Genomic DNA, 19,821 nt, shown 5'->3' on the forward strand with positions numbered 1-19,821 from the left:
GTTCAGCGCGCGAGCAGGCGCGCATGCTCGATCTTGGTGCACCGATCCATCACCACTTCGAGGCCGGCGGCTGCGGCCCTGGCCGCCGCTTCCGGGGCGATCACGCCGAGCTGGAACCAGACGCTGCGGGCGCCGACGGCGATCGCCTCGTCGACGATCGGCATCACTTCTTCGGGCTTGCGGAAGATGTCGACGATGTCGATCGGCTGAGGAACGTCGCGCAGGCTCGGATAGCATCGTTCGCCCATGACTTCATCGTGGAGCGGATTGACCGGGAGGATGGTGTAGCCGGCGGCGCGCAGATAGTGCGCCACTTCGTTGCTTGGCCGCGCGGGCTTGGGCGAAAGGCCGACGACCGCGATGTTGCGGCTGTCCTGGAGCAGGCGGCGGATGGCTGCGGGATCGGCGCTGATGTCGTTCGGGTGCATCGTGGGAGTCCTCGGGCGAAGGGGGGTGTCCTGGCGGCACGTTCTCCGGTCGCGGCAGGGCAGGGTCAGCGAAAAAAACCGTTGGCGACCGCCTGGCGGCAGCGCGGCACGGCAGAAAGTGACCAATGGGCTCGCGCCCACTGCCAGAGCTCGGTCAGGGAGGCATGGGCGAGGGTGTCGGGGGGATTCTGGCCGAGAAAGCGCAGTGCGGCCACCAGGGCGGCGGCTGGAGGACGGTCGCCGATGGCGCGCGCCAGCGTCTGTTTGGAGAGCTTTTCGCCCGCGATGTTGGTCGCCAGCGGCAGGTGGGCGTACTCCGGCCGCGGTGCGCCGAGCAGGCTCTGGAGATGGATCTGGCGGGCGGTCGAATCGAGCAGGTCGGCGCCGCGCACCACGTTGGTGATGCCGGCAGCGGCGTCATCGACCACGACCGCGAGCTGGTAGGCGAACAACCCGTCCGCACGCCGGACGATGTAGTCCCCGGCGTCGGCGGCGAGATCGAGCTCCTGCGGGCCTTGCACCGCGTCGATGAAGTGGATCCGTCCATCGGCGCGCACGCGCCAGGCGCGCGCGCTGCGTCCGGGCGGCAGGCCGTCGCGGCAGGTGCCGGGATAGCGGCGCGAGCCGTCGCGTGCGGCCGGGGCGGCGGCCAGATCGCGCCGGGTGCAGGCGCAGGGATAGGCGAATCCGCGTGCCTTCAGCTGCTCGAGGGCGGCTTCGTAGGCTTCGCCGCGGCGGCTTTGCCAGATCGGGGCCTCGTCCCATTCGAAGCCGAAGCGCTCGAGCGTGGCGAGGATGCCCTCGGCGGCGCCCAGGACGCAGCGCGGCGTGTCGATATCCTCGATGCGCAGCAGCCAGCGCCCTTGATGGCTGCGGGCCTCGAGAAAACTGCCGACGGCGGCCACCAGAGAGCCGAAGTGCAGCGCCCCGGTGGGTGAGGGAGCGAAGCGGCCAGCATACAGGCGGGGGCTGGAAGTCATATCCGTATGGCGTGATCGGGGTCGAGTCACGACACGATCTATTTGATTCCCATCAAGTCAATTGCCGCCGATAATTGCTAGTGTCCGAAAGATTCGCCGTGCCCACGCGGCGATTGGACATGATAAAACGGAGATTATCCATGAACAAATCCCCCTTCCTCCTCGCCGCGGCGGTTTCGGTCCTGCTGGCCGCATGTGGTGGTTCCGATTCGGGTGCGCCTGCCGCGCCTGCCGCCGCTCCCGCCCCCGCGCCGGTCGCGGCCGCGCCGGCCGCTCCTGCCGCCCCGGCCAATGCCGTCGGCGAAGGGGTGTACAAGAAAGTCTGTGCCCTGTGCCACGCCGCCGGTGTGGCCGGTGCGCCGATGCCCGGCAACAAGGACGAGTGGGCGCCGCGCATTGCCCAGGGCGAGGAAACGCTCTACAAGCATGCGCTCGAGGGCTTCACCGGCGCGAAGGGAATGATGCCGGCACGCGGTGGCGGCACCTCGCTGAGCGACGACGAAGTCAAGGCCGCGGTCGACTACATGGTGGCGAAGTCGAAGTAAGCCGGACGCGTTTCCCGTCTGTAGCGCGAACAGGGCCCTGCGGGGCCCTGTTCGCGTTGACGGCCAGGGCAACAACGGCACTGGCGTCGCGGCGCGGCTCCGTGTCCGCCTTTCAGTGGGTGTGATGGGCGTGGTTGGCGCTGCGCAGCCCGTCGACGACCGCGAGATCGACCTCGTCGAAGTGCAGCAGGCGGCCGCCGTGTCTGGCAATGAAGGCCTGGGCGGCGGCCGCGTCGGCGAACGCGGGCAGGTCGGGGCCGCGCATCGGGCCGCGGATGCTGGAGCCGAGGACGAAGCTCGCCGTCCGCGCATCCAGCCAGCGGCCATCGTCGAAGTTCGCGACGTAGCGTGCGGCGCCTTCCCCGGCGTCGCGCGTCGAGCCGAAACGGCGGGGATCGGCGAGGAAGATGAACAGATCGACTGGAGAGTCGAAGAAATGGGCGGTGCCGTCGGCGAAGATCAGCTGCGCCGCCCAGCGCGGGAAGCGCGCGGGATACATGCCGCACACCGCGCAGCGGGCATCGGTCGGGATCGGGCGCGCTTCATGGATGCCGCGCCCGGAGGCCGGGTCGTAGGCGTGGGCGGAAGGCCGGGTTGTCGGCGGAACCACGCAGATATCGTCGATCGGCGGCTCGACGGCGTTCGCCTCGCGCTGGCCGTGCTGCCAGAACAGCGTGGCACCGGCCCCCGCCGCGAGCACGGCGCCGGCGAGCAGCAGCCTGCGCATCGGGTTGCTGGCGCTCACTGGCCGCCGCCGAGCTGCGGATCGCGCAGCAGGGCGACGACGAGCCGGCGCAGGTTGTCCTCCGGGGGGGCGTCGGTGCGCGTGACCGGATCGGCGACGACGCTGCCGTCGGCACGGTGGAAATGGTTCGGCACCGTTGCCAGCGCGGGATGGGTCGGTGCAGTGTCGATGCCCAGCTCCACCCCTTCCGGCGCCGGGTCGATGCGCCAGCGCAGTGAATAGGCATCGGCCGCGGCATAGCGGATGGTCAGCGACACGCCGTTGTTCAGGTCCAGAACGAGGGCGTCCTGGGTCAGCCGCGGCGGGCAGGCGAGCGCCTCGGCGCAGTCGGCGGCAATGTGCTCGGCGAGCAGGGGATGCAGGTTCATCGGCCGTTGACCTCCTGTAGGCGCTGGGCCATGGCCTGGCGTGCGGCCTGGTGCGTGTCGGCGAGGATGCGGGCGGCGAGGTAGTGCTCGTAGGCGGGGTGCTCGGCCAGCTCGCCGGCGGCGATGCGCTCGATCAGTTGTGCGGGATCGCTCGCACCGGCGGCGGCGAGCACCGCGCGGCGGTTTTCCCGCGTCTCGTAGATCAGGCGCGCGAGCTGCTGCACTTCGGCGGCGGTGTCCGGTGAAAGGGCGTCGTAGATGGAGTTCATGGTCCTTACATCCTCTGGTCGTGGAGGGCGCCGCCGTCGAGGACGACCTGGTCGGGGGTGACCTCATCGAAACGCAGGACGGTGCCGCCGTGTTCGGCGGCGAAGGCTTTCGCATCGGCCTCGTTGGCGAAAGAGGCGGCGGTCGGGCCCATCGAGCCCAGGCGCTTCGAGCCGAAAACGTAGAATGCGGCCTTGGCGTCGATCCAGTGGCCCTGCGGGGCGTTCCACTCGGCCTGGCCCATGTCCTGGACGAAGATCGCTGCGATGGCCCGCGCCTGTTCCGGATTGAGGTAGATATTGAACATCTCGACGGTGTCGCAGAACCAGTCCGGCTCGGCTACCCCGGCGTAGTGGATCTGCGCCTTGGGGCCGGGGTAGTCGGCGAGCAGCATGCCGTCGAGGGCGCAACTGGTGCCGGGCTCGATTTCGCGTGCGACGACCGCGGCTTTGCCGCCGTCGCCCTGGCCGCAGGCGGCGAGCAGGCCGCTCGCCGCGGCAGCGAGCAGGAAGCGGCGGCGGGAAAGGCAGCGCTGATGAGTGCACATGAAGAGGTTCTCCGTTTCTCGTGGGGTGGGGGCTCAGCGGCGGAAGCGCCAGGCGGCGAGTGCGAGCGGGCCGACGATCCAGCCCGCCATGACCGCGCCGAGCAGCCCGGGGCGGGCCAGCGCCGGCGGGAACACGGTGGACAGCCCATATAGGGTGCGCACGTCGTCGAGGCTGAAGATGTTGAGGATGCGGAATACGTCGGCCGGATTGAGCAACAGCAGGTAGGGCAGGGCCTCGCCGCCCCACTGCCCGCCGCTCAGCACCAGCGCGCCGAGCAGCAGCAGGTCGAACACGAGGACGAAGAAGAACCACAGCGCGATCGCCAGCCCCGAAGCGCGGGTGCGGTCGGCAGCGAACACCGACAGCATCACCGCCAGGCTCAGGAAGGCGCAGCCGAGCAGTACCGAGCTCGCCATGAAGCCGAAGTAATGGAACAGCGCGGCCAGATCGAGCTGGGCGGAGAGCACCAGGCCGACGAGGCCGAAGCCCGCCACGGTGGAGAAGGCGAGCGCCGCGGCGAGCCCGAGGTACTTGCCCAGCAGCAGCTCGCCGCGGGTGATCGGCATCGACAGCAGGAGTTCGAGCGAGCCGCGCTCGCGCTCGCCGACGATGGCGTCGAACCCCAGCAGCAGCGCGATCAGCGGGATCAGGTAGATCACCAGGCTGACCAGGCTGGCGATCGTGACTTCGATCGAGCGGAAACCCACCGCGCCCTGCTGGGCCGCGCCGAAGTAGGCGATCGACAGCGCGAACGCGGTGAACACCAGCGCCACCGCCAGCACCCAGCGGTTGCGGATGCGGTCCCAGAATTCCTTGCCGGCGATGGCGGCGATCTGCGCGAACTCCATGCCTGCTCCTTTCAGTCGGAAAAGCCGAAGAACACGTCTTCGAGCGAAGGTTCGTGGACGGTGAGATCGAGCACCGTGCCGCCCAGGCCGGCGAGTGCGACGATCACCGCCATCTTGGTTTCGCGCCGGCATTGCACCGCGACGTGGTCGTCGCGCGCCTCGACCGCGCCCACCGGCAGGTGGCCGAGCGCGGCGCGCACCGCGGCGAAGTCGGCCGGCGCCACGCGCACGGCGAACCACAGCGGCAGGTCCATCTGCTCGCGCAGCGCCTGCACGGTGCCGCTGGCCTGCACCTTGCCGGCGGCCATGATCGCCAGCCGGTCCACGCGCTCCTGGATCTCGGCGAGGATGTGCGAGGTGATGACGATGGTCACGCCTTCGCTCTTCAGCTGGCGCAGGATCGTATAAAAGCCGCGGATCGCCTCCGGGTCGAGGCCGGTGGTGGGTTCGTCGAGGAACAGCAGCTTGGGGTCGCCGAGCAGGGCCTGGGCGAAGCCGAGGCGCTGGCGCATGCCCTTCGAATACTCGCGGACGCGCCGGCGGGCGGCGTGGGCGAGGCCGACGCGCTCGAGTAGTTCGCCGTTGCGCACCGCGGGCACTCCCTTCAGGCGGGCGAAGAACTGCAGCGTCTCCAGCCCGGTGAGGTTGTCGTAGAGGACGACGTTCTCCGGCAGGTAGCCGAGCTTGCGCCGCACCGCGCGGAATTCGCCGCCGGTGCCGCCGCCGACGCGGGCGCCGTCGATGCGGATCTCGCCCGCGGTCGCGGGGATGAGGCCGAGCATCATCTTGAACAGCGTGCTCTTGCCGGCGCCGTTGTGGCCGATCAGGCCGAACAGCTCGCCGCGGCGGATTTCCAGGTCGACGCCGTCGACGGCGCGGATCGGACCGTAGTGCTTGTGCACGCCGCGCACCGCGATCAGCGGCGCGGCGGCGTCATTGGGGGCGGGGGAAGTGTCGGCCACGCCATTGGCTCCAGTCGGGGTTGTGCGGCTGCATGCGCGGATTCGGGTCGACGATGCTCGGCGCGCGCAGGAGCGGGAACTGCTGGCCCACCAGGCGCAGGGTCTGCACCGCCGGGCTGGCGAGCAGCAGCTTCATCAGCGGGTGGCGCCAGGACAGGCGGTCGACGAGGTCGTTGGCCTCGTAGCGCACGTCGCCGGCGCCGTCGCCGTCGCGGTCCCAGCCCAGGTAGTTGCTCCAGTAGTTGCCCGCCTGCTCGCCCCAGGGCAGGTCGCGGGCGCCGACGTAGCGCACCTGCTCGCGGTTGAGGATGAAGTCGTTGCCTTCGACTTCGTTGTTCTTCGAGCCCGCCCACAGGTGCACGCCGACGACGTTGTCGACCACGGTGTTGCCGCGCAGGGTGTTGTATTCGGCGTCGTAGATGAAGAAGCCGCGCTGGTTGCCGGCGACGACGTTGCCTTCGATGGTCGAGTCCTGGATCGTGCGCAGCATGATGCCGTGATCCGAATTGGCCCAGGCGCGGTTGTTGCGCACGGTGAGGCGGCGCACTTCCATCAGCGCCAGCCCGCCGCGGTTCATCCAGGTGTCGTTGCCTTCCCAGACGTTGTCGTAGGCGTTCATGTAGTGCGTGCCGTAGCGGCTGTGGTGCAGGCGGTTGGCGCGGAACACGGCGTCGTGCGAGACATCGACGTAGAGCGCGTCGCGCACGAAGCTGATGTTGTTGCCGAGGATCTGCGCGCGGTGGGTGTTGTAGAGCTGGATGCCGTTGCCGCGCTGCGAGGACTGGTAGTCGCGCTTGCCGGTGATCAGGTTGCCTTCGATGCGCACGTCGTTGGCCTTCTCGATCCAGAGACCGAACAGGTTGTAGGCGAGGTCGCAGTTGCGCACCACGGTGCGGTGCGAGCCGGGAAAGACGTAGATGCCGGCGTTCTGGTCGCGCAGGCTGTCGCCCGAGTCGGTCACGATCAGGCCTTCGATGGTGACGTCCTCGGCGGTGATGCGGATCGTGTCGCCCTTGAAGCCGCCCGAGATCGTCGGCCGGTCGAGCCCGCGCAGGGTCAGCGGCTGGGCGATGAGGAGGTTCTCGGCGTAGCGTGCGCGCTCGATCTCGACCACGTCGCCGGGCCGGGCGCGGTCGATCGCGGCCTGGATCGACTCCCCCGCGGCGACGCGCAGCGTCGCGGCCTGGGCGTCGCCGCCGGCGACGAGGCCGAGCACCGCGAGAAGCAGGGTGGCCGCCAGTGCGCGCAGGCGCCGGGCGTGGTTCAGGGGCATCACCGAGCTCAGAGCAGCAGCAGGCCGGCCGATTTCAGGCCGATGAACAGCGCCGCGCCGATCAGCAGGTTCTTGAAGCCGACGTAGCACACCATGTCCATGCGGCTGGCGCGGCGGTAGCGCCGCCCCCACCACGGGCCTTCCTTGACGTAGGGCTTGGCGCCCAGGCGCACCAGCACTTCGAACACGCTCCAGCCGAACCACCAGCCGATGATGGCGCCGGCGCTGAGCTGGCCCATCGCCGCGAGGATCCAGGCCACGCTCGCCGCCGCGGCGAGCGCCAGACTTGCGGCCTGTACCGCGCGCTGGCGCTGGAAGGCGCTGCGGCTCCACGGCCACAGGTGGTCCCAGGCTTCGGCGGCGAGACGCTTGAGCAGGCTGCCTTCGGCTGCGTAAGGGGGGTGGACCGGTTCGGTCAGCATGCGCGGATCGACCATGATTCTCTCCTTGCCGGATCAGGCGTTCGGTGCCCGCGCGGGCACGGGCGTGATCGGGATGTAGTAGCCATCGGCCCCGATCGGCGTCAGGGGCTGGCCGGCCTTGGCGCGGCGCTTGCGCTCGTCGGCCAGCGGCGGGCAGACATGGTTGTCGGTGTACAGCACCATGCAGTCCATGCACAGCATGCATTCGCGGTGGTCGATGCGGCCCTTGTCGTCGATCGCGAGCGAGCCGCAGCCCTTCGCGCAAGCCTTGCAGCTGTCGCATTCCTGCTTGCGGCGCAGACCGAACCAGCGGAAGGTCGAGGGCATCGCCAGCGCGGCGCCGAGCGGGCACAGATACTTGCAGAACGGACGCTCGATGAAGATCGACAGGCCGAGCAGGCCGGCGGCGAACAGGGTGTAGGGCCAGCTGCGGTTGAACAGGCCGACGAGGAAGGTGGTCTTGAACGGCTCGATTTCGGCGAGCTTCTCCGCCAGCCCGATCGAGAACATCGACACCGCGAGCAGGCCGAAGAACACGCCGTACTTCACCCATTTCAGGCGGTTGTGCCATTTCATCGGCAGTGCGAACTGGAAGCGCTGCAGGCCGATCGCGCGCGAGACCTTGTAGATCATCTCCGACAGCGAGCCGAACGGGCACAGCCAGCCGCAGAACAGCCCGCGCCCCCAGATGAACACGGTGACGATGATGAAGATCCAGAACAGGAAGATGAACGGGTCGGTCAGGAACAGCTCCCACTGCCACTGGAACAGCAGCGAGTGGAACCAGGTCAGCACCTGGGTGATCGAGGGCTGGGCGAGCAGGCCGAAGCCGACGAAGCCGATGCTGATGATCCAGGCGCCGTACTTGAAGACGTTGACCGGCCATTTGTTCTTGCGCGTCGAGCGCCGGGTGAGCGTGTCTCGGTTCGCATAGATGGCGGCGACCGCTACGAGCAGGGCGGCGAACAGGGCGATTTCCACCGCGCGCGTCTTCCATACCCGCACCCAGGGGGCATCGGGTTTGTTCACTTCGGGGCGGCCGCCTTCCAGGTAGCGGTCGGCGAGCCAGTACTCGGTGTCGAAGTTCACGAAGGTGCGCGCGCCGGTCTCGCGGTCGACGCGGTTGCCGAGGAAGATGAACTTCCACGGGAAGGCGCCGGAGAAGGCTGCAGAGCGCACGATGAAGATGCCCGACTCGCTGAAGGCGGGGGCGCCGGCGGCGCTGACGCCGTAGAGGTTGAGGTAGTCGAGGTCGCGGAAGGTGAATGCGTCCTGGCCCTGGCGGATCTGGACGCGGTCGTAGATGCCGCCGCGCACGAAGCCCGAGCCCTTGAACGACTCCCGGCCGCCGGTGCGGATCACGAACAGGGCATGCTCGCCTTCGGCCAGGCGCGACATCAGCGAGCGCCAGCCGGCTTCGCCGAGGATCGCACGGCCGATTTCCGGATGGTTCAGGTAGCCGAACCACAACTCGATGAACGGCGTCGCGCTGCGCTCGAGGCCAACCTGTTCGGGCCTGACGGTCAGGCGCTGGACGGCGCCTTCGTCGACCAGCGTGGCCCAGTCGAGCTGGCGACCGGCATCGGCGAAGCGCGCCTGCGGGCGGATGGTCGGTTCGAGGATGCCGACCTGGCGGGCGACCGCCGCACCCGAAGTCATCATCACCTGGTTCTGGGCGATGACGGTCACCGTGGCGCCGGAAATGGCGTCCAGGCCGATGATGTCCTCTTCGGGGCGGGAGCGGCCGATCTCGATGTTGTCGCCGACGAACTTGCCCAGGTACTGCTCGTTGAACTTGATCAGGGACGATTCGGGAATGCCGAGCAGCAGGATCGGCTCGGAGTGCTTGAGGATCTTGACGCCGACGAAGCGGCCTTCGGTGTTCATGCCGATCAGCGTGACCACCGGCTTGCCCGAGTAGGCCGGGGTGTCGGTGATGTCGGTCGACAGCATCACGTAGCCGAGCAGCGTGCGCGTGCCGTTTTCATCCGCATAGCCCTCGACGTAGCGCGGCTGGCCCTTGCGTTCGGAGAAATGGGTGGCGCCGGGCAGGACTTCGCCGCAGGGGACGTAGTCGCACAGCGCGGGAGCCGTGTTCAGCTCCGGTGGCAGTTTGGCCGCGTAGGCGCTTTGGGCGTGAACGGAGGGGGTCGCCACCGCGACGAGGGCGAGGACGGCCGCGCAGGCGGCGCCTCGCAAGGCGGTGAACAGCTTCATGATGCACTCCATAAGGAAAGTATGATGGAGTCTAAGAAACAAGGGGAGCCATTGTAATTGTTCGCGATCAATTCACCCCTGTCGCGGTAAGGCCATAAGTACAAAGCACACAAGGGGCTTGCGCCCCTTGTGTGCTCGGCGGACCGGGAAGCGGGCCGGCTTAGGCTTCGACGATCATGCGCGAGCGCATTTCGAGGTGCAGGGCGTGGCAGAAGTGGGTGCAGTAGCACCAGAAAATGCCCGGCTTGTCGACTTTGAAGGTGACCGACTTGGTTTCCTGCGGGTTGCAGATGAAGTTGATGTTGTACTTCGGAATGGCGAAACCGTGGGTCAGGTCCTCGATCTTGTCGAGGTTGGTCATGATCAGGGTGACTTCATCGCCGACCTTGAGCCGGAACTCGCGGGGCTCGAACGCCGGGGCCATCGAGGTGATCTTGACCGTGACCTTGTTGCCGTCGCGGAACACCCCGGCTTCCTTCGGATCCTTGACCGCGAGCGGGAACTCGTTGAGATCGTAGACCTGCTTGGGCTGCAGCAGCTCGCGCTTGAAGATGATGAAGTCGTGCGGTTCGGGGCGGACCGGGTGGTCGGCCACGAGCACCATCTTCTCGCCCGAGATGTCGACCAGCTGCTCGGTCTCGGCGTGCAGCGGGCCGACCGGCAGGAAGCGGTCCTTGGAGAACTTGCAACCCACCGCCAGCCACTGGCCGTCGGCGAACATGGTTTCCGACTGCGAGGCGTTGATGTGGCCGGGCTGGTAATGGACATCAAGGCGGTCGACGACGTACTGGGCGTTCTTGTCGCCGGCGTGGAATTTGATCGCTGCTTCCACGTTCCACTTGACGATCTGGCTGTCGAGGAACAGCGTGGTGTAGGCGTTGCCGCGGCCGTCGAAGGCGGTGTGCAGGGGGCCGAGGCCGATTTCGACTTCGGCGACGATCGCCTTGTCGAGCTCGTCGAGCTTGCCGTCGAACCAGTCGAGCACTTTCGCCAGTTCGATGACGGTGCCGGTGGGCGAGAGCTTGCCGGCGCAGATGAAGTACTTGCCGTCGGGCGAGGCGTTCACCCCGTGCGGGTTCTTCGGCACGGTGACGTAGGCGGTGAGCGCGGTCTTCGGGTCGGCGTTGGCGGCCTTGGTGCCGTCGACGACCGGCACCTTGGAGCTGCCGTAGGTCTTGAACTTGCCGTCCTTGACCGCCTGCTCGATGCGGGCGATGTTGAAGAACAGGCAGGCGTCGCGCTCGGCCGACATCATGTCCTCGTAGCGCGCGCCACCTTCGGTGTTGTACTGGTTGGTCGCGGCGAGCTTGCCGTCGAACGAGGTGGCGACGAGGTCGCAGTTGCCGTCGATCAGCACCTGCCAGCGCACTTCCATGGATTCGGCGTCGACGCAGGAGAACAGCGTGCGGTATTTGTCCAGGCTGTCGAGGTCGCGGCCGTCGTTGGGCAGGGGCGTGTGGAATTCGGCGCCGCAGAACACGCGCGTGGTGTAGTTGATCGCCGGGTCGACCGGGTCGCGCTTGTCCGGGAAGATGCCGTGGAAGCCCTGCACGTTGGGCAGTTCGGTGATCTTGTCGCAGATGAAGTAATCGAGACGGATGCGGGCGATGCGGCTGTTGATCTTGTCGTTGATCCAGGCGTAGCGGCCGTCGTAGTTGCCGTCCTTGTACGAGGCGTGGGTGTGGTGGGTGTCGGCGACGGTGTATTTCAGGCTGCCGTCGGCCTTGGTGCCCATCACCGCCTTGGACTCGTTGGTGATGCCCCAGCCGATCAGAGGGTCGGCGTTGAAGCACGGCACGCGATGCAGTTCGCGCCCGGAAGGCAGGCCGAGGACGCGGAAGTCGCCGGTGTGGCCGCCCGACCACAGGCCGTAGTAGGTGTCGAGCTCGCCCGGCTTCAGGTGGGGCTCCCGGTGCGCGGCGGCGGGAGCAGCAGCGGGGGCAGCGGCGGGAGCGGCCGGCTTCGAACCCGACTCGTTGTTGCAGGCCGACAAGCCGACCGACAGGCCCGCGCCAGCCAGGCCGGCCAGCGCCGCGGTGTTCAGAAACTTGCGCCGGCTCGGATCGGGCATCGCCTCGGCCGTATTCATCTTCGCTTCATCCATGATTTGATCGCTCCCGTGTTCTACGTGTAATCGGTGTCTCGCCCAGGGGGATCGCGGTTTTTGCGCCCCTCGCGCCGAACTGTCCGCGCAGTGTACCTGTGGCAAATTGTCCTGTGGCATTTTGTCGCAGCCTGGATTCTAGGAAGATGCAGTTGGGTAAACATTGATATAACGCAAACATCGAACCCAGGTCTTTGCGGCTACAGGGTTTTTTACTGTGTGTTCATACCCCGGATGAAATTTTTCCCGCAACCCGATCCGATCCCCGAGGTGCCCGCCGCGGCGTCGCCGGAGCCGTCTTCCAGCGCAGTGCGCACCGACCGGAACCGCCTGCTGCAACTGCGCTGGGCGTCCCTGCTGGCGATGGCGGCGGTCGCCTTCATCATCTTTCCGTGGCTGGCGCCGGCGCAGGCGAGGGCGCCGCTGGCCGGCGTCACCCTGTCCCTGCTCGCGGTGAACCTGGCCTTACAGGCCGGTGCGGCACGCTGGCTGGTGGGACGCTGGGGGGCCTTCCTGCAGCTGGTGATCGATCTGGCGGCCTGGGGGGGCTTCCTCTACTTCGCCGGAGGCGTGACCAATCCGGCGATCGCGCTGTTGCTGCCGGTGGTGGCGGTCGGTGCTTCCATCCTGCCGGCAGCACAGGCCTGGCTGCTGGCGGGGCTCGCCGTCGGGGTCTACTCGTTGCTGTGGACGTTTCACCAGCCGGTCGTGCTCGCCGACGCCGAACTGGCCATGCACTGGCACCTGGCCGGGATGTGGATCAGCTTCGGTTTTTCTGCGGCCACCATGGTGTGGTTCATCGTCCGCCTGAACACGGAGCTTGCCCGTCGCGAGGACGAACTGGCCGTGGCCAATGCGGCGCGCGCCCGCGACGCCTATGTCGTCGGCCTGGGCACGCTGGCGGCGGGCGCGGCCCATCGCCTCGGTACGCCGCTGGGTACGTTGTGCATCCTGTCCGATGAGCTCCTGCGCCGCTCCGACCTGGCCGCCGAAGTGCGCGAAGATCTCGAGTTGATGCGTGCGCAGGTCGGCCACTGCCGGGACATCCTCAACGGTCTGGCGCGCGAGGCGGGGCAGCCGCGCGCGCAGGAAGGGGGGGTGGTCGGCGTACAGGCCTGGGTGGAGCAGATCGTCGGCCGCTGGCAACGGCTGCGCCCCGGCGCCGCGGTGACGGTCGAAGCCGATGAGGACGGTGTCCGGAGTGCGATCGTGGCCGATGCGTCGCTCGGCGAAGCACTGCACAATCTGGTCGATAACGCCGCCAACGCCAATGCCCGATCGGCCGTGCGGGATGCAGCGGTCGAGCTGCGGATATGCGTCGAGGGGGCGGATGTGGTGGTGGAGGTGGCCGACCGCGGTCCTGGCATCGAGCCGGTGCAGGCGGCGCGCGCCGTCCCGCCCGGCGCTCATGGTGAGGGAATGGGCGTGGGCCTGATCCTGGCCCAGGCCGCGCTCGAGTCCCATGGAGGGTGGCTGGAGTTCCGCCCGCGGCCTGGTGGTGGCACCATCGCCTGCCTGCGTATTCCGGCCCGGAGTGCCCGCACGTGAACCGCGATCACACCCCCCGCCTGCTGGTCGTCGATGACGACCCCGCCTTCAACCGCGTGCTGGTCCGTGCGCTCGCCCAGCGCGGCTTCGATACCTATGGCGCCACCGACAGTGAAGGGGCGCTGGAGCTTGCCCACGACCATGCTCCAGAGTTCATCGTCCTCGACCTGAACATCGGCGGAGCGTCCGGGCTGAAGCTGATCCGGCCGCTGCTCGCAGCCAGCCCCGGAGCCCGCATTCTGGTCCTCACCGGCTATGCCAGCATCGCCACCGCGGTCGATGCGGTGAAGCTGGGGGCGGTCCAGTACCTCGCCAAGCCCGCTGCGGTCGATGCCATCATCCAGGCGCTGGAGGTCGGGGAGGACGCTGCCGAGAGCGCCGTTCCCGATCTGCCGATGTCGGTCGATCGCCTCGAATGGGAACACATCCAGCGCGTCCTCGCCGCGCACGACGGCAACATCTCGGCCACCGCGCGCGCGCTGCAGATGCACCGGCGCACCCTGCAGCGCAAGCTGGCGCGACCGCCGGCCTCCTGAGCGCAGGCGCCCGGCGCTTACGCGTGCGTGCCCGCGTTCGCCGCCAGGTGGGGGAAATATTTACGGTCTTCAAGCACGATGTGTTCCGCGACCACGTCGTGTGCGAGGAACGTGAACAGCGCTCTCGCTCCAGCCTGGTGGCTGCGGAAGCGGTCGACCAGCGCTTCTGCACGCTGGGTGAGGGCGCGGTGGAGTACGGCATGTGCGCCCAGTTCGGGATAGCCCGCGGCCTGCAGGAACAGCTCTTCGTCATGGAAATGACGCTTCAGCTTCCCGAGCAGGGCATCGATCGCCGGCTGAATTTCTGCGCCGCACGCTCCGGAAAGCAGGGTCGTCAGCAGCCGGTTGACGTCGTCGAAGAGGTCCCGGTGCTCGGCATCCAGTATCCCGTTGCCGCTCTCGAAGGACGTGTCCCAGCTCAGCTGCACTAGGCCCGCCTGCGCACCCGCTGCGGGCCTTCCCGTGTGGTCGGCCTCGACCCGGTTTCTTCCGCCCTGCTTGGCACGGTATAGCGCGGCATCGGCGCGCGCCACCCATTCATCGCGGGATTCGGACTCGCCCAGTTCGGCGACACCGAAGCTCGCGGTCACGCAGCCGACACCGTCGACATGATGTGCCGCAATCGAGGCCCGCATGCGTTCGGCGAGCGCGGCCGCGCTCGCGAGCCCGGTGTCGGGCAAGAGCACGAGGAACTCCTCTCCGCCCCAGCGGGTCAGCGAGTCCGGCTTGCGCAGCGTGCCGCGGATGCAGTGCGCGATCTGCTGCAAGACGAGATCTCCGGTGGCGTGGCCATAGCGGTCGTTGACCGTTTTGAACAGGTCCACGTCGAGCATCACCAGCGCGAGCGGCCGGCGGTAACGCCTGAAGCGCTCGAGCTCGTGCTCCACGGCCTCGTAAAACTGGCGCCGGTTCCAGGCCCCGGTCAGCGCATCGGTGCCGGCGAGCCGGTCGAGCTTTGCCATCGTCTGCAGGAGCGCCTGTTCCTTTTCGCGCAGCTTCGCCACCAGCTTGTTGAAGCCGAGCACCAGCGCGCCCACCTCGTCATGACGGGGGATGGGCAGCGGTGCCAGTTCGCGTCCGCCGTCGGCCATTTCGCGGATCGAACGGGCGGCGTCGGTCAGCGGCCGGAGCATGCGCGGCAGCAACAGCGACAACAGGATGAGCATCCCGGCGACGGTTGCGAAGGTGTTGCGCCAGAGCAGGCGGCGCAGTTCCTCGACCGGCTGGAACACTTCCACCGCCGGTGCGCTGGCGACGACGAGCCACCCTGTGCTGGGTACCGCGGCGATCGAAAAAAGGGCATCGGCGCCGTTGCTGCGCGAGGTGATGCCCGTGCCCCGATAACCCGCCATGGCGTGATCGAGCAGTGGATCGGCGCCGGGAGGCGGCGTCGGCTGCAGTGCCAGTGCCGGGTCGCTGGCGGTGATGAACAACTTGTCGGCCGGCGATATCAGCAAGAAGCCGCCGCTGGCTCCCAGCCGGGTTTGCTGCAAATCGTCGAGGAAGCCGGGAGCCTCGAGGCTGACCACGCCCGCGAGGACGGCCAGCACGCGCTTGTCTGCGCCACGCACCGCGGCCACCCCGGTCAGGACGGAGGTGCCGCCGGCGTCATCGCGCCGGGGTTTGCCAATCACCGCCTGCTCCGACTGGAGTGCCGCGGCGAGCCCGCCGGCATCGAACGGGGCGGCCGGATCCCCGCCGCCGGCCAGCGGCGAGCGTGCCAGCAGGTGGCCGTCGGGCCGCAGCACCAGGATGCCGCGGTCGAAGAGCGGATTCAGGCGCTCCCGTGTTCCGAGCCACTGGGCCAGGTCTTCCGGCTGCGCCAGCAGTGAAGACGGCAGGGTGTCCGCCAGCTCGCGGATCAGGTCGCGGCGTATCCGGATGCTGTGATCGATGTCGTGGGCGATGTAAGTAGCGATCGATACATGCGCGCCCGCCACGACTTCCTGCACGCGCTCCTGCACCGCCGGCAGGAAAACAAGGTGGCGCGCCGAGACGCCGATGGCGATGAGCAAGAGACCGAGGCCCATCAGGCGGAATTTGATGTTCTGATAGAACGGCATGGAGGCGGGCGCGATCCTGTATGCAGGACGACAGTGTATCCAGATCCGATACGCGATCCCGTGAATAACTTGGCGAAACGGGCGATCCTGGCCGGGAGGCGTCCCGACGCGTACCCCGCACGCTTCGCCCCGCGCCCGCCGCTGTCCGGGGCTCGCAGGCCATCTCCTTGCCCTCTGCCGCGCGGCGTCGATGGACTTCGGCCAGGAAGTGCCCGGATACGGGGGCATCCGCGGGATGCGGGGGGCCGAGAATGGCGCCGGACAGAAATAAAAACCCCGGGATCGGCGGGATCCGCGGGGTTTCGGAGGGGCGCCTCCGGGGCTCGGACGTTGAAACTAAAAAGTCACACGTTAAACCTAAAATCTGGCCGTAAAGCGTCCATAGAAGCGGCATTGCCTCTGTTTTTGCTCATCTTGTAGTCACTTCCATATACACTTTGACCGCAGCTACCTGGAGTGAGGCCCGCGCATCACTTGCCTGACCCGCATCGCTGCTGTCGGATTTTTTCCTGCAAAAATTCCCTTCTGAGAGTCCGTGACCGCTGCCGGGTCGTCGCCTGAAACTTCCTGCATCGACTTTCAATGTGCAGGAGGTGGGGACGATGAAAATTCTACGCCGCAAGGCCGTCTGCGAAAAGCTTGGCGGCATCAATGACGTAACGCTCTGGCGGATCACACGCGATGATCCGACATTCCCAGTATGCATCCAGATCAACAAGCGGGTTGTCGGATGGCTGGAACACGAAATTGATACCTGGCTCGGACAGAAGGCCGCAGCCGCCCGTACCGCCAGCAACAACGCTGTCCATCCCTGATCGCCGCGATCTCGCAGGCCAAGGGTCAGGATTCGACGATGCGCAGCATGGGCAGTTTGCTGGACACTGGCTTGGCAGAAGCCACGCCCAAGCGCGATCCGCTGCCGTGGATCAAGCAGAAAGCTGCCGAAGTGACGAAACAGGCGGAGCAGCACGACGCTGCCCATGCATTGACTCCACGGGTGCGTCACCTGATCGACGAAGCCGTGGAGTTGGAGATCGAGCAGGCCCGCAACGCAGGCGCTACAGGCTACATCGCACACTTTCTAGCGCAGGCCACGCTTCCTCATACAGACCCCAAGACCAACCATTTCAAACGCGGCACGGGCAAGCTGAGCCTTTCCATCGTAGCCAACCCCGACTATGGCGTACCGTATGGCGGGCTGCCGCGCCTGCTGCTGGCGTGGATGTGTACTGAAGCCGTTCGCACAGGTAGTCCCGATCTATCGCTTGGACGTTCCCAGGCGGCATTCTTGCAAAGCCTCGATCTGCACAATGATGGCCGGTACATCGCGCGAGTGCGTGACCAGAGCTTGCGGCTGGTGCATTCGATGATTACCGTCGGTGGTGCAGATGGAGATGCGCTGCATGTCAGAAACATCCTCATCGCGGAGGAGGCGTTCGTCTTCTGGAGCTCTCGCGATACGGTGCGACGAGGGGCATGGGAAGGCTCGATCACCTTGAGCACAGACTTTTTCAAACGTCTGATCAATGCCCCGGTACCAATCAAGATGGAGGCGCTACGCGCGCTCAGAAAGTCGCCTCTAGCGATGGACATCTACACATGGTTGGTCTATCGCATGTTCACCCTGAATGTTGGGGCAAGCAAAGGAGGCAAACGGCTTGTTCACGTGCCATGGACTGGCCTGATGATGCAGTTCGGCTCTGGCTATGCAAATACTCCCAAGGGGCTGGCTAACTTCAAGACCAATTTCCGCCTCCGGCTAAATGAAGCGCTGCTGTTCTATCCCGAGGCTCGGAACCACATCGAGGAAACGAAAGACCAGCTGATCCTCACCCCTGCACGCCTACATATCGCAGCGACCAAGAGGAGGGGATAAGCCTGTGGGCTTTTCAGGTTGTCCACGTGACATCACTAGCAAGACGGAAACCCTTGCCAGAGCTGGCTTTGGTGCCATTTCTGCAAGTTGTCCACGTGACATTGCTAGTCATCGGTACGTGACATCGCTAGCCGTTTTACGTGACATCGCTAGTCAAGGCCGACGTGCGGAATCGCGTGTAAACCCCACTGGGACGGGGATTCAGCGAAATGGAGAGACCGCCCCTAGTAGTTCTGCTTTTAGGCTTTTCTAGTATTTATAAAAAAACCTAGTAGCTGCCGCTCTTCGGCTGTGGGCAATCCTTCGCTCCCTCCGGTCGCTGCGCGGCTACTCGTTATTTAAAAATAGCAGGGCTACTTGGCGTCGGCTGTTTCCAATATGCCTTCGGTGGGCCTGCCCGGAGCCCACTCGCCCCTTTCAGATGACATCGTAACGTTACGATACCGTAGCGTTACGATGTTACGGTGCAGGCTCCTGTCCGGCAGCCGGTGCCTCCAGCAGTACTGAAGGCTCCACCCCCAGCGCCTCGGCCAGCTTGAAGATGTTGAGCAATGCGATGTTGCGCTGCCCACGCTCAACACCCCCCAGATAGCTGCGTGCCAAGCCACTTTCCAGTGCCAGGCGTTCTTGCGACCACCCTCTGGTCTTTCTGATTTCTATCAGCTTCAGGCCGAAGCGTAGTCGGGGATCAAGGGCCATATTTCTCTCTTCTTAAAGAGAAATGACTCTATGAGTACCCCCTCTATAGGGCTACGCCTTATAAGCACCCGCACTATAAGTGACAATTTAATTCAAGCGCCATAGAATGAGCTCTATGAGTAACAAAATGGAGATGATGACCTATGACAAGTGTCTGGAAGACTGCTGGGATGGGAGCGGCTGCGGGGCTTGCTGTTCCGGTGGCTGGGCTTTCAGGTCTCGCTGCCGCTGGTCTTACGCTGATTCTTGTACTGGCGATGGTCGGCGTGGGGCCTGCGCGCCTGTCACAGACATCTCTTTGGGGGCTGCTGACCAGTGAGCTGATGCTTTATCTGCTGATTTCACTGGTGGTCTTCACGCTGTCCTTCCGCTTTCTGGCGCGCTTGCAGGCCCGCTGTCAGGCACTTGTAGCCAAGCTCAACGCACAGCAGGGGCTGTCATTCGATGCTGGGCATCTCTTGGGCTACCCCGCGCCGGCCTTTCTGGTGTTTGACCGGCAACATCGCAAACTGGCTGTCTGTTCAATTGTGGATGAAGCCTGGCGCATCCACGATTTCTCCTGGCTGCTTGGTTGGCGGATGACCTGGCGCGAGATCGAGAGCATGGAGATGAACGGCGGTAGCCGTCAGGTCAACGCCAGCGGCATGAGCGTGCCGACCTTCGAGCGCACGGTACGCGCCAAAAACTTCGCCATCGAGTTGCAAACCGCCGACCCGCAACGACCACTGCTCAGTTTTCCCATGAGCCGTCGGGCGGCGGAAACCTGGTGTGCCCGGCTCAATGCCATCTTCAACGGATAACCTCGCGAGGAACTGCGATGAAACACTACCGGAGCTTGCTGCTTCTGCCTTTTGTATTGACAGGTTGTGCCACAACCGACATGCAGGGGGCGCTGGACTCCCTGAACGGAATAGGACACTCCATTGGAACCAGTCTGTCGCAAGTTGCTACGCCCGCAAGCGCGGCAAACCGCAACAGCTTGCTGGGCACTCCACTGCATAACGCCTTGCGCCAGAATCTGTCTACCGACGGTCGCGCCCCGGAGTGGCCCAAGGTGGTGATCAGCAATCTGCAAATTCCGGCGGATCAGATGACCCTGACCCGTAGCCTCACGCTCAAAGCCAGTGATTGCATTCGCTTTGACGCAGTGCTCTGGCATGACGCCAAGCGCTCCGAGCGCTTCAGCAATCTGTCGCTTTGCGCGCCGGAGCTGCCGAAACAGTCAAACAACTTCGTGCTGACCTGGAAGAGCTTTTCCATCTCCGGCAAAACCAGTGGCCACCGGGGTTCGACACTTAACCCCGATTTTCGCGCCTTTTCGGAAAGTGACTCCAGTTCCGGCGCGGGTTTGAAGGCCATGATCGCAAAAGTGCTGTGGTGGCACGTTTGTAA

21 protein-coding genes are annotated in these 19,821 nt (G+C 66.0%); 7 read left to right on the forward strand and 14 right to left on the reverse strand.

Going from position 1 to position 19,821, the window contains the following annotated elements; genetic code table 11:
• Positions 1–2: 2 nt before the first annotated feature.
• Together MXC99_RS03555 and gluQRS are read right to left on the reverse strand one after the other, a co-directional pair.
• Positions 3–428, reverse strand: a complete 426-nt coding sequence (locus MXC99_RS03555) for a CoA-binding protein (protein ID WP_247724220.1) — start codon at positions 426–428, stop codon at positions 3–5.
• A gap of 65 nt (positions 429–493) precedes the next feature.
• Positions 494–1,408 carry a tRNA glutamyl-Q(34) synthetase GluQRS gene (gene gluQRS / locus MXC99_RS03560; protein ID WP_247724221.1) on the reverse strand — a complete coding sequence of 305 codons (915 nt, stop codon included), beginning with the start codon at positions 1,406–1,408 and terminating at the stop codon, positions 494–496.
• 140 nt (positions 1,409–1,548) lie between these two features.
• Between gluQRS and MXC99_RS03565 the strand changes: the two genes are divergently transcribed.
• Positions 1,549–1,953, forward strand: a complete 405-nt coding sequence (locus tag MXC99_RS03565) for a c-type cytochrome (RefSeq protein WP_247724222.1) — start codon at positions 1,549–1,551, stop codon at positions 1,951–1,953.
• Between the two features lie 112 nt (positions 1,954–2,065).
• Here the strand turns inward: MXC99_RS03565 and MXC99_RS03570 are convergent, their stop codons facing one another.
• The 10 genes from MXC99_RS03570 to nosZ all read right to left on the reverse strand — a co-directional run bounded on the left by MXC99_RS03570 (position 2,066) and on the right by nosZ (position 11,707).
• Entirely contained in the window at positions 2,066–2,698 is a 633-nt protein-coding gene (locus MXC99_RS03570) for a nitrous oxide reductase accessory protein NosL (RefSeq protein ID WP_247724223.1), read from the reverse strand.
• Positions 2,695–3,066: a hypothetical protein gene (locus MXC99_RS03575; RefSeq protein WP_247724224.1), complete on the reverse strand. Its 372-nt coding sequence runs from the start codon at positions 3,064–3,066 to the stop codon at positions 2,695–2,697. Before MXC99_RS03575 ends, MXC99_RS03570 begins: the two co-directional genes overlap by 4 nt.
• Positions 3,063–3,335: a hypothetical protein gene (locus MXC99_RS03580; protein ID WP_247724225.1), complete on the reverse strand. Its 273-nt coding sequence runs from the start codon at positions 3,333–3,335 to the stop codon at positions 3,063–3,065. Before MXC99_RS03580 ends, MXC99_RS03575 begins: the two co-directional genes overlap by 4 nt.
• Before the next feature lie 5 nt (positions 3,336–3,340).
• Positions 3,341–3,880 carry a nitrous oxide reductase accessory protein NosL gene (locus MXC99_RS03585; protein ID WP_247724226.1) on the reverse strand — a complete coding sequence of 180 codons (540 nt, stop codon included), beginning with the start codon at positions 3,878–3,880 and terminating at the stop codon, positions 3,341–3,343.
• A gap of 33 nt (positions 3,881–3,913) precedes the next feature.
• Positions 3,914–4,729: an ABC transporter permease gene (locus MXC99_RS03590; RefSeq protein ID WP_043742279.1), complete on the reverse strand. Its 816-nt coding sequence runs from the start codon at positions 4,727–4,729 to the stop codon at positions 3,914–3,916.
• Between the two features lie 11 nt (positions 4,730–4,740).
• Positions 4,741–5,691: an ABC transporter ATP-binding protein gene (locus tag MXC99_RS03595; RefSeq protein ID WP_247724227.1), complete on the reverse strand. Its 951-nt coding sequence runs from the start codon at positions 5,689–5,691 to the stop codon at positions 4,741–4,743.
• On the reverse strand, positions 5,663–6,964 hold the full coding sequence (locus MXC99_RS03600) for a nitrous oxide reductase family maturation protein NosD (RefSeq protein WP_247724228.1): 1,302 nt from the start codon (positions 6,962–6,964) through the stop codon (positions 5,663–5,665). Before MXC99_RS03600 ends, MXC99_RS03595 begins: the two co-directional genes overlap by 29 nt.
• 8 nt (positions 6,965–6,972) lie before the next feature.
• Positions 6,973–7,401 (reverse strand): transcription regulator, encoded by a 429-nt coding sequence (locus tag MXC99_RS03605; protein WP_247724229.1) that lies wholly within the window; start codon positions 7,399–7,401, stop codon positions 6,973–6,975.
• 18 nt (positions 7,402–7,419) lie between these two features.
• The gene (locus tag MXC99_RS03610; RefSeq protein ID WP_247724230.1) at positions 7,420–9,603 is read right to left on the reverse strand and encodes a NosR/NirI family protein; all 2,184 of its coding nucleotides are present in this window, start codon (positions 9,601–9,603) and stop codon (positions 7,420–7,422) included.
• Positions 9,604–9,763: 160 nt separating this feature from the next.
• Positions 9,764–11,707, reverse strand: coding sequence for a TAT-dependent nitrous-oxide reductase (gene nosZ / locus MXC99_RS03615; protein ID WP_247724231.1), 1,944 nt, complete (start codon positions 11,705–11,707; stop codon positions 9,764–9,766).
• A 234-nt stretch (positions 11,708–11,941) separates the two neighbouring features.
• On the opposite strand from nosZ, the gene MXC99_RS03620 reads away from it, so the two are divergent.
• Positions 11,942–13,255 (forward strand): ATP-binding protein, encoded by a 1,314-nt coding sequence (locus MXC99_RS03620; RefSeq protein ID WP_247724232.1) that lies wholly within the window; start codon positions 11,942–11,944, stop codon positions 13,253–13,255.
• Complete coding sequence (locus MXC99_RS03625; RefSeq protein ID WP_247724233.1) at positions 13,252–13,791, forward strand: response regulator transcription factor; 540 nt, start codon at positions 13,252–13,254, stop codon at positions 13,789–13,791. The genes MXC99_RS03620 and MXC99_RS03625 overlap by 4 nt, the downstream gene beginning before the upstream one ends.
• 17 nt (positions 13,792–13,808) lie before the next feature.
• On the opposite strand, the gene MXC99_RS03630 is transcribed toward MXC99_RS03625, so the two are convergent.
• Positions 13,809–16,082, reverse strand: a complete 2,274-nt coding sequence (locus tag MXC99_RS03630; protein ID WP_247724234.1) for a diguanylate cyclase — start codon at positions 16,080–16,082, stop codon at positions 13,809–13,811.
• A 374-nt stretch (positions 16,083–16,456) separates the two neighbouring features.
• On the opposite strand from MXC99_RS03630, the gene MXC99_RS03635 reads away from it, so the two are divergent.
• Together MXC99_RS03635 and MXC99_RS03640 are read left to right on the forward strand one after the other, a co-directional pair.
• Positions 16,457–16,669 carry a helix-turn-helix transcriptional regulator gene (locus tag MXC99_RS03635; RefSeq protein ID WP_017245590.1) on the forward strand — a complete coding sequence of 71 codons (213 nt, stop codon included), beginning with the start codon at positions 16,457–16,459 and terminating at the stop codon, positions 16,667–16,669.
• A gap of 38 nt (positions 16,670–16,707) precedes the next feature.
• On the forward strand, positions 16,708–17,730 hold the full coding sequence (locus MXC99_RS03640) for a replication protein RepA (RefSeq protein WP_247724235.1): 1,023 nt from the start codon (positions 16,708–16,710) through the stop codon (positions 17,728–17,730).
• 459 nt (positions 17,731–18,189) lie between these two features.
• Here MXC99_RS03640 and MXC99_RS03645 read toward each other — a convergent pair whose 3' ends face one another.
• A complete protein-coding gene (locus tag MXC99_RS03645; RefSeq protein WP_011806687.1) occupies positions 18,190–18,429 on the reverse strand; it encodes a helix-turn-helix domain-containing protein in 240 nt (79 codons plus the stop codon).
• A 143-nt stretch (positions 18,430–18,572) separates the two neighbouring features.
• On the opposite strand from MXC99_RS03645, the gene MXC99_RS03650 reads away from it, so the two are divergent.
• Together MXC99_RS03650 and MXC99_RS03655 are read left to right on the forward strand one after the other, a co-directional pair.
• Positions 18,573–19,229 carry a hypothetical protein gene (locus MXC99_RS03650; protein WP_247724236.1) on the forward strand — a complete coding sequence of 219 codons (657 nt, stop codon included), beginning with the start codon at positions 18,573–18,575 and terminating at the stop codon, positions 19,227–19,229.
• Positions 19,230–19,246: 17 nt separating this feature from the next.
• A partial coding sequence (locus MXC99_RS03655) for a hypothetical protein (RefSeq protein ID WP_247724237.1) occupies positions 19,247–19,821 on the forward strand: 575 nt, incomplete at its 3' end.

The organism is Thauera aromatica (assembly GCF_023093595.1).
GTDB classification, from domain to species: domain Bacteria; phylum Pseudomonadota; class Gammaproteobacteria; order Burkholderiales; family Rhodocyclaceae; genus Thauera; species Thauera aromatica_A.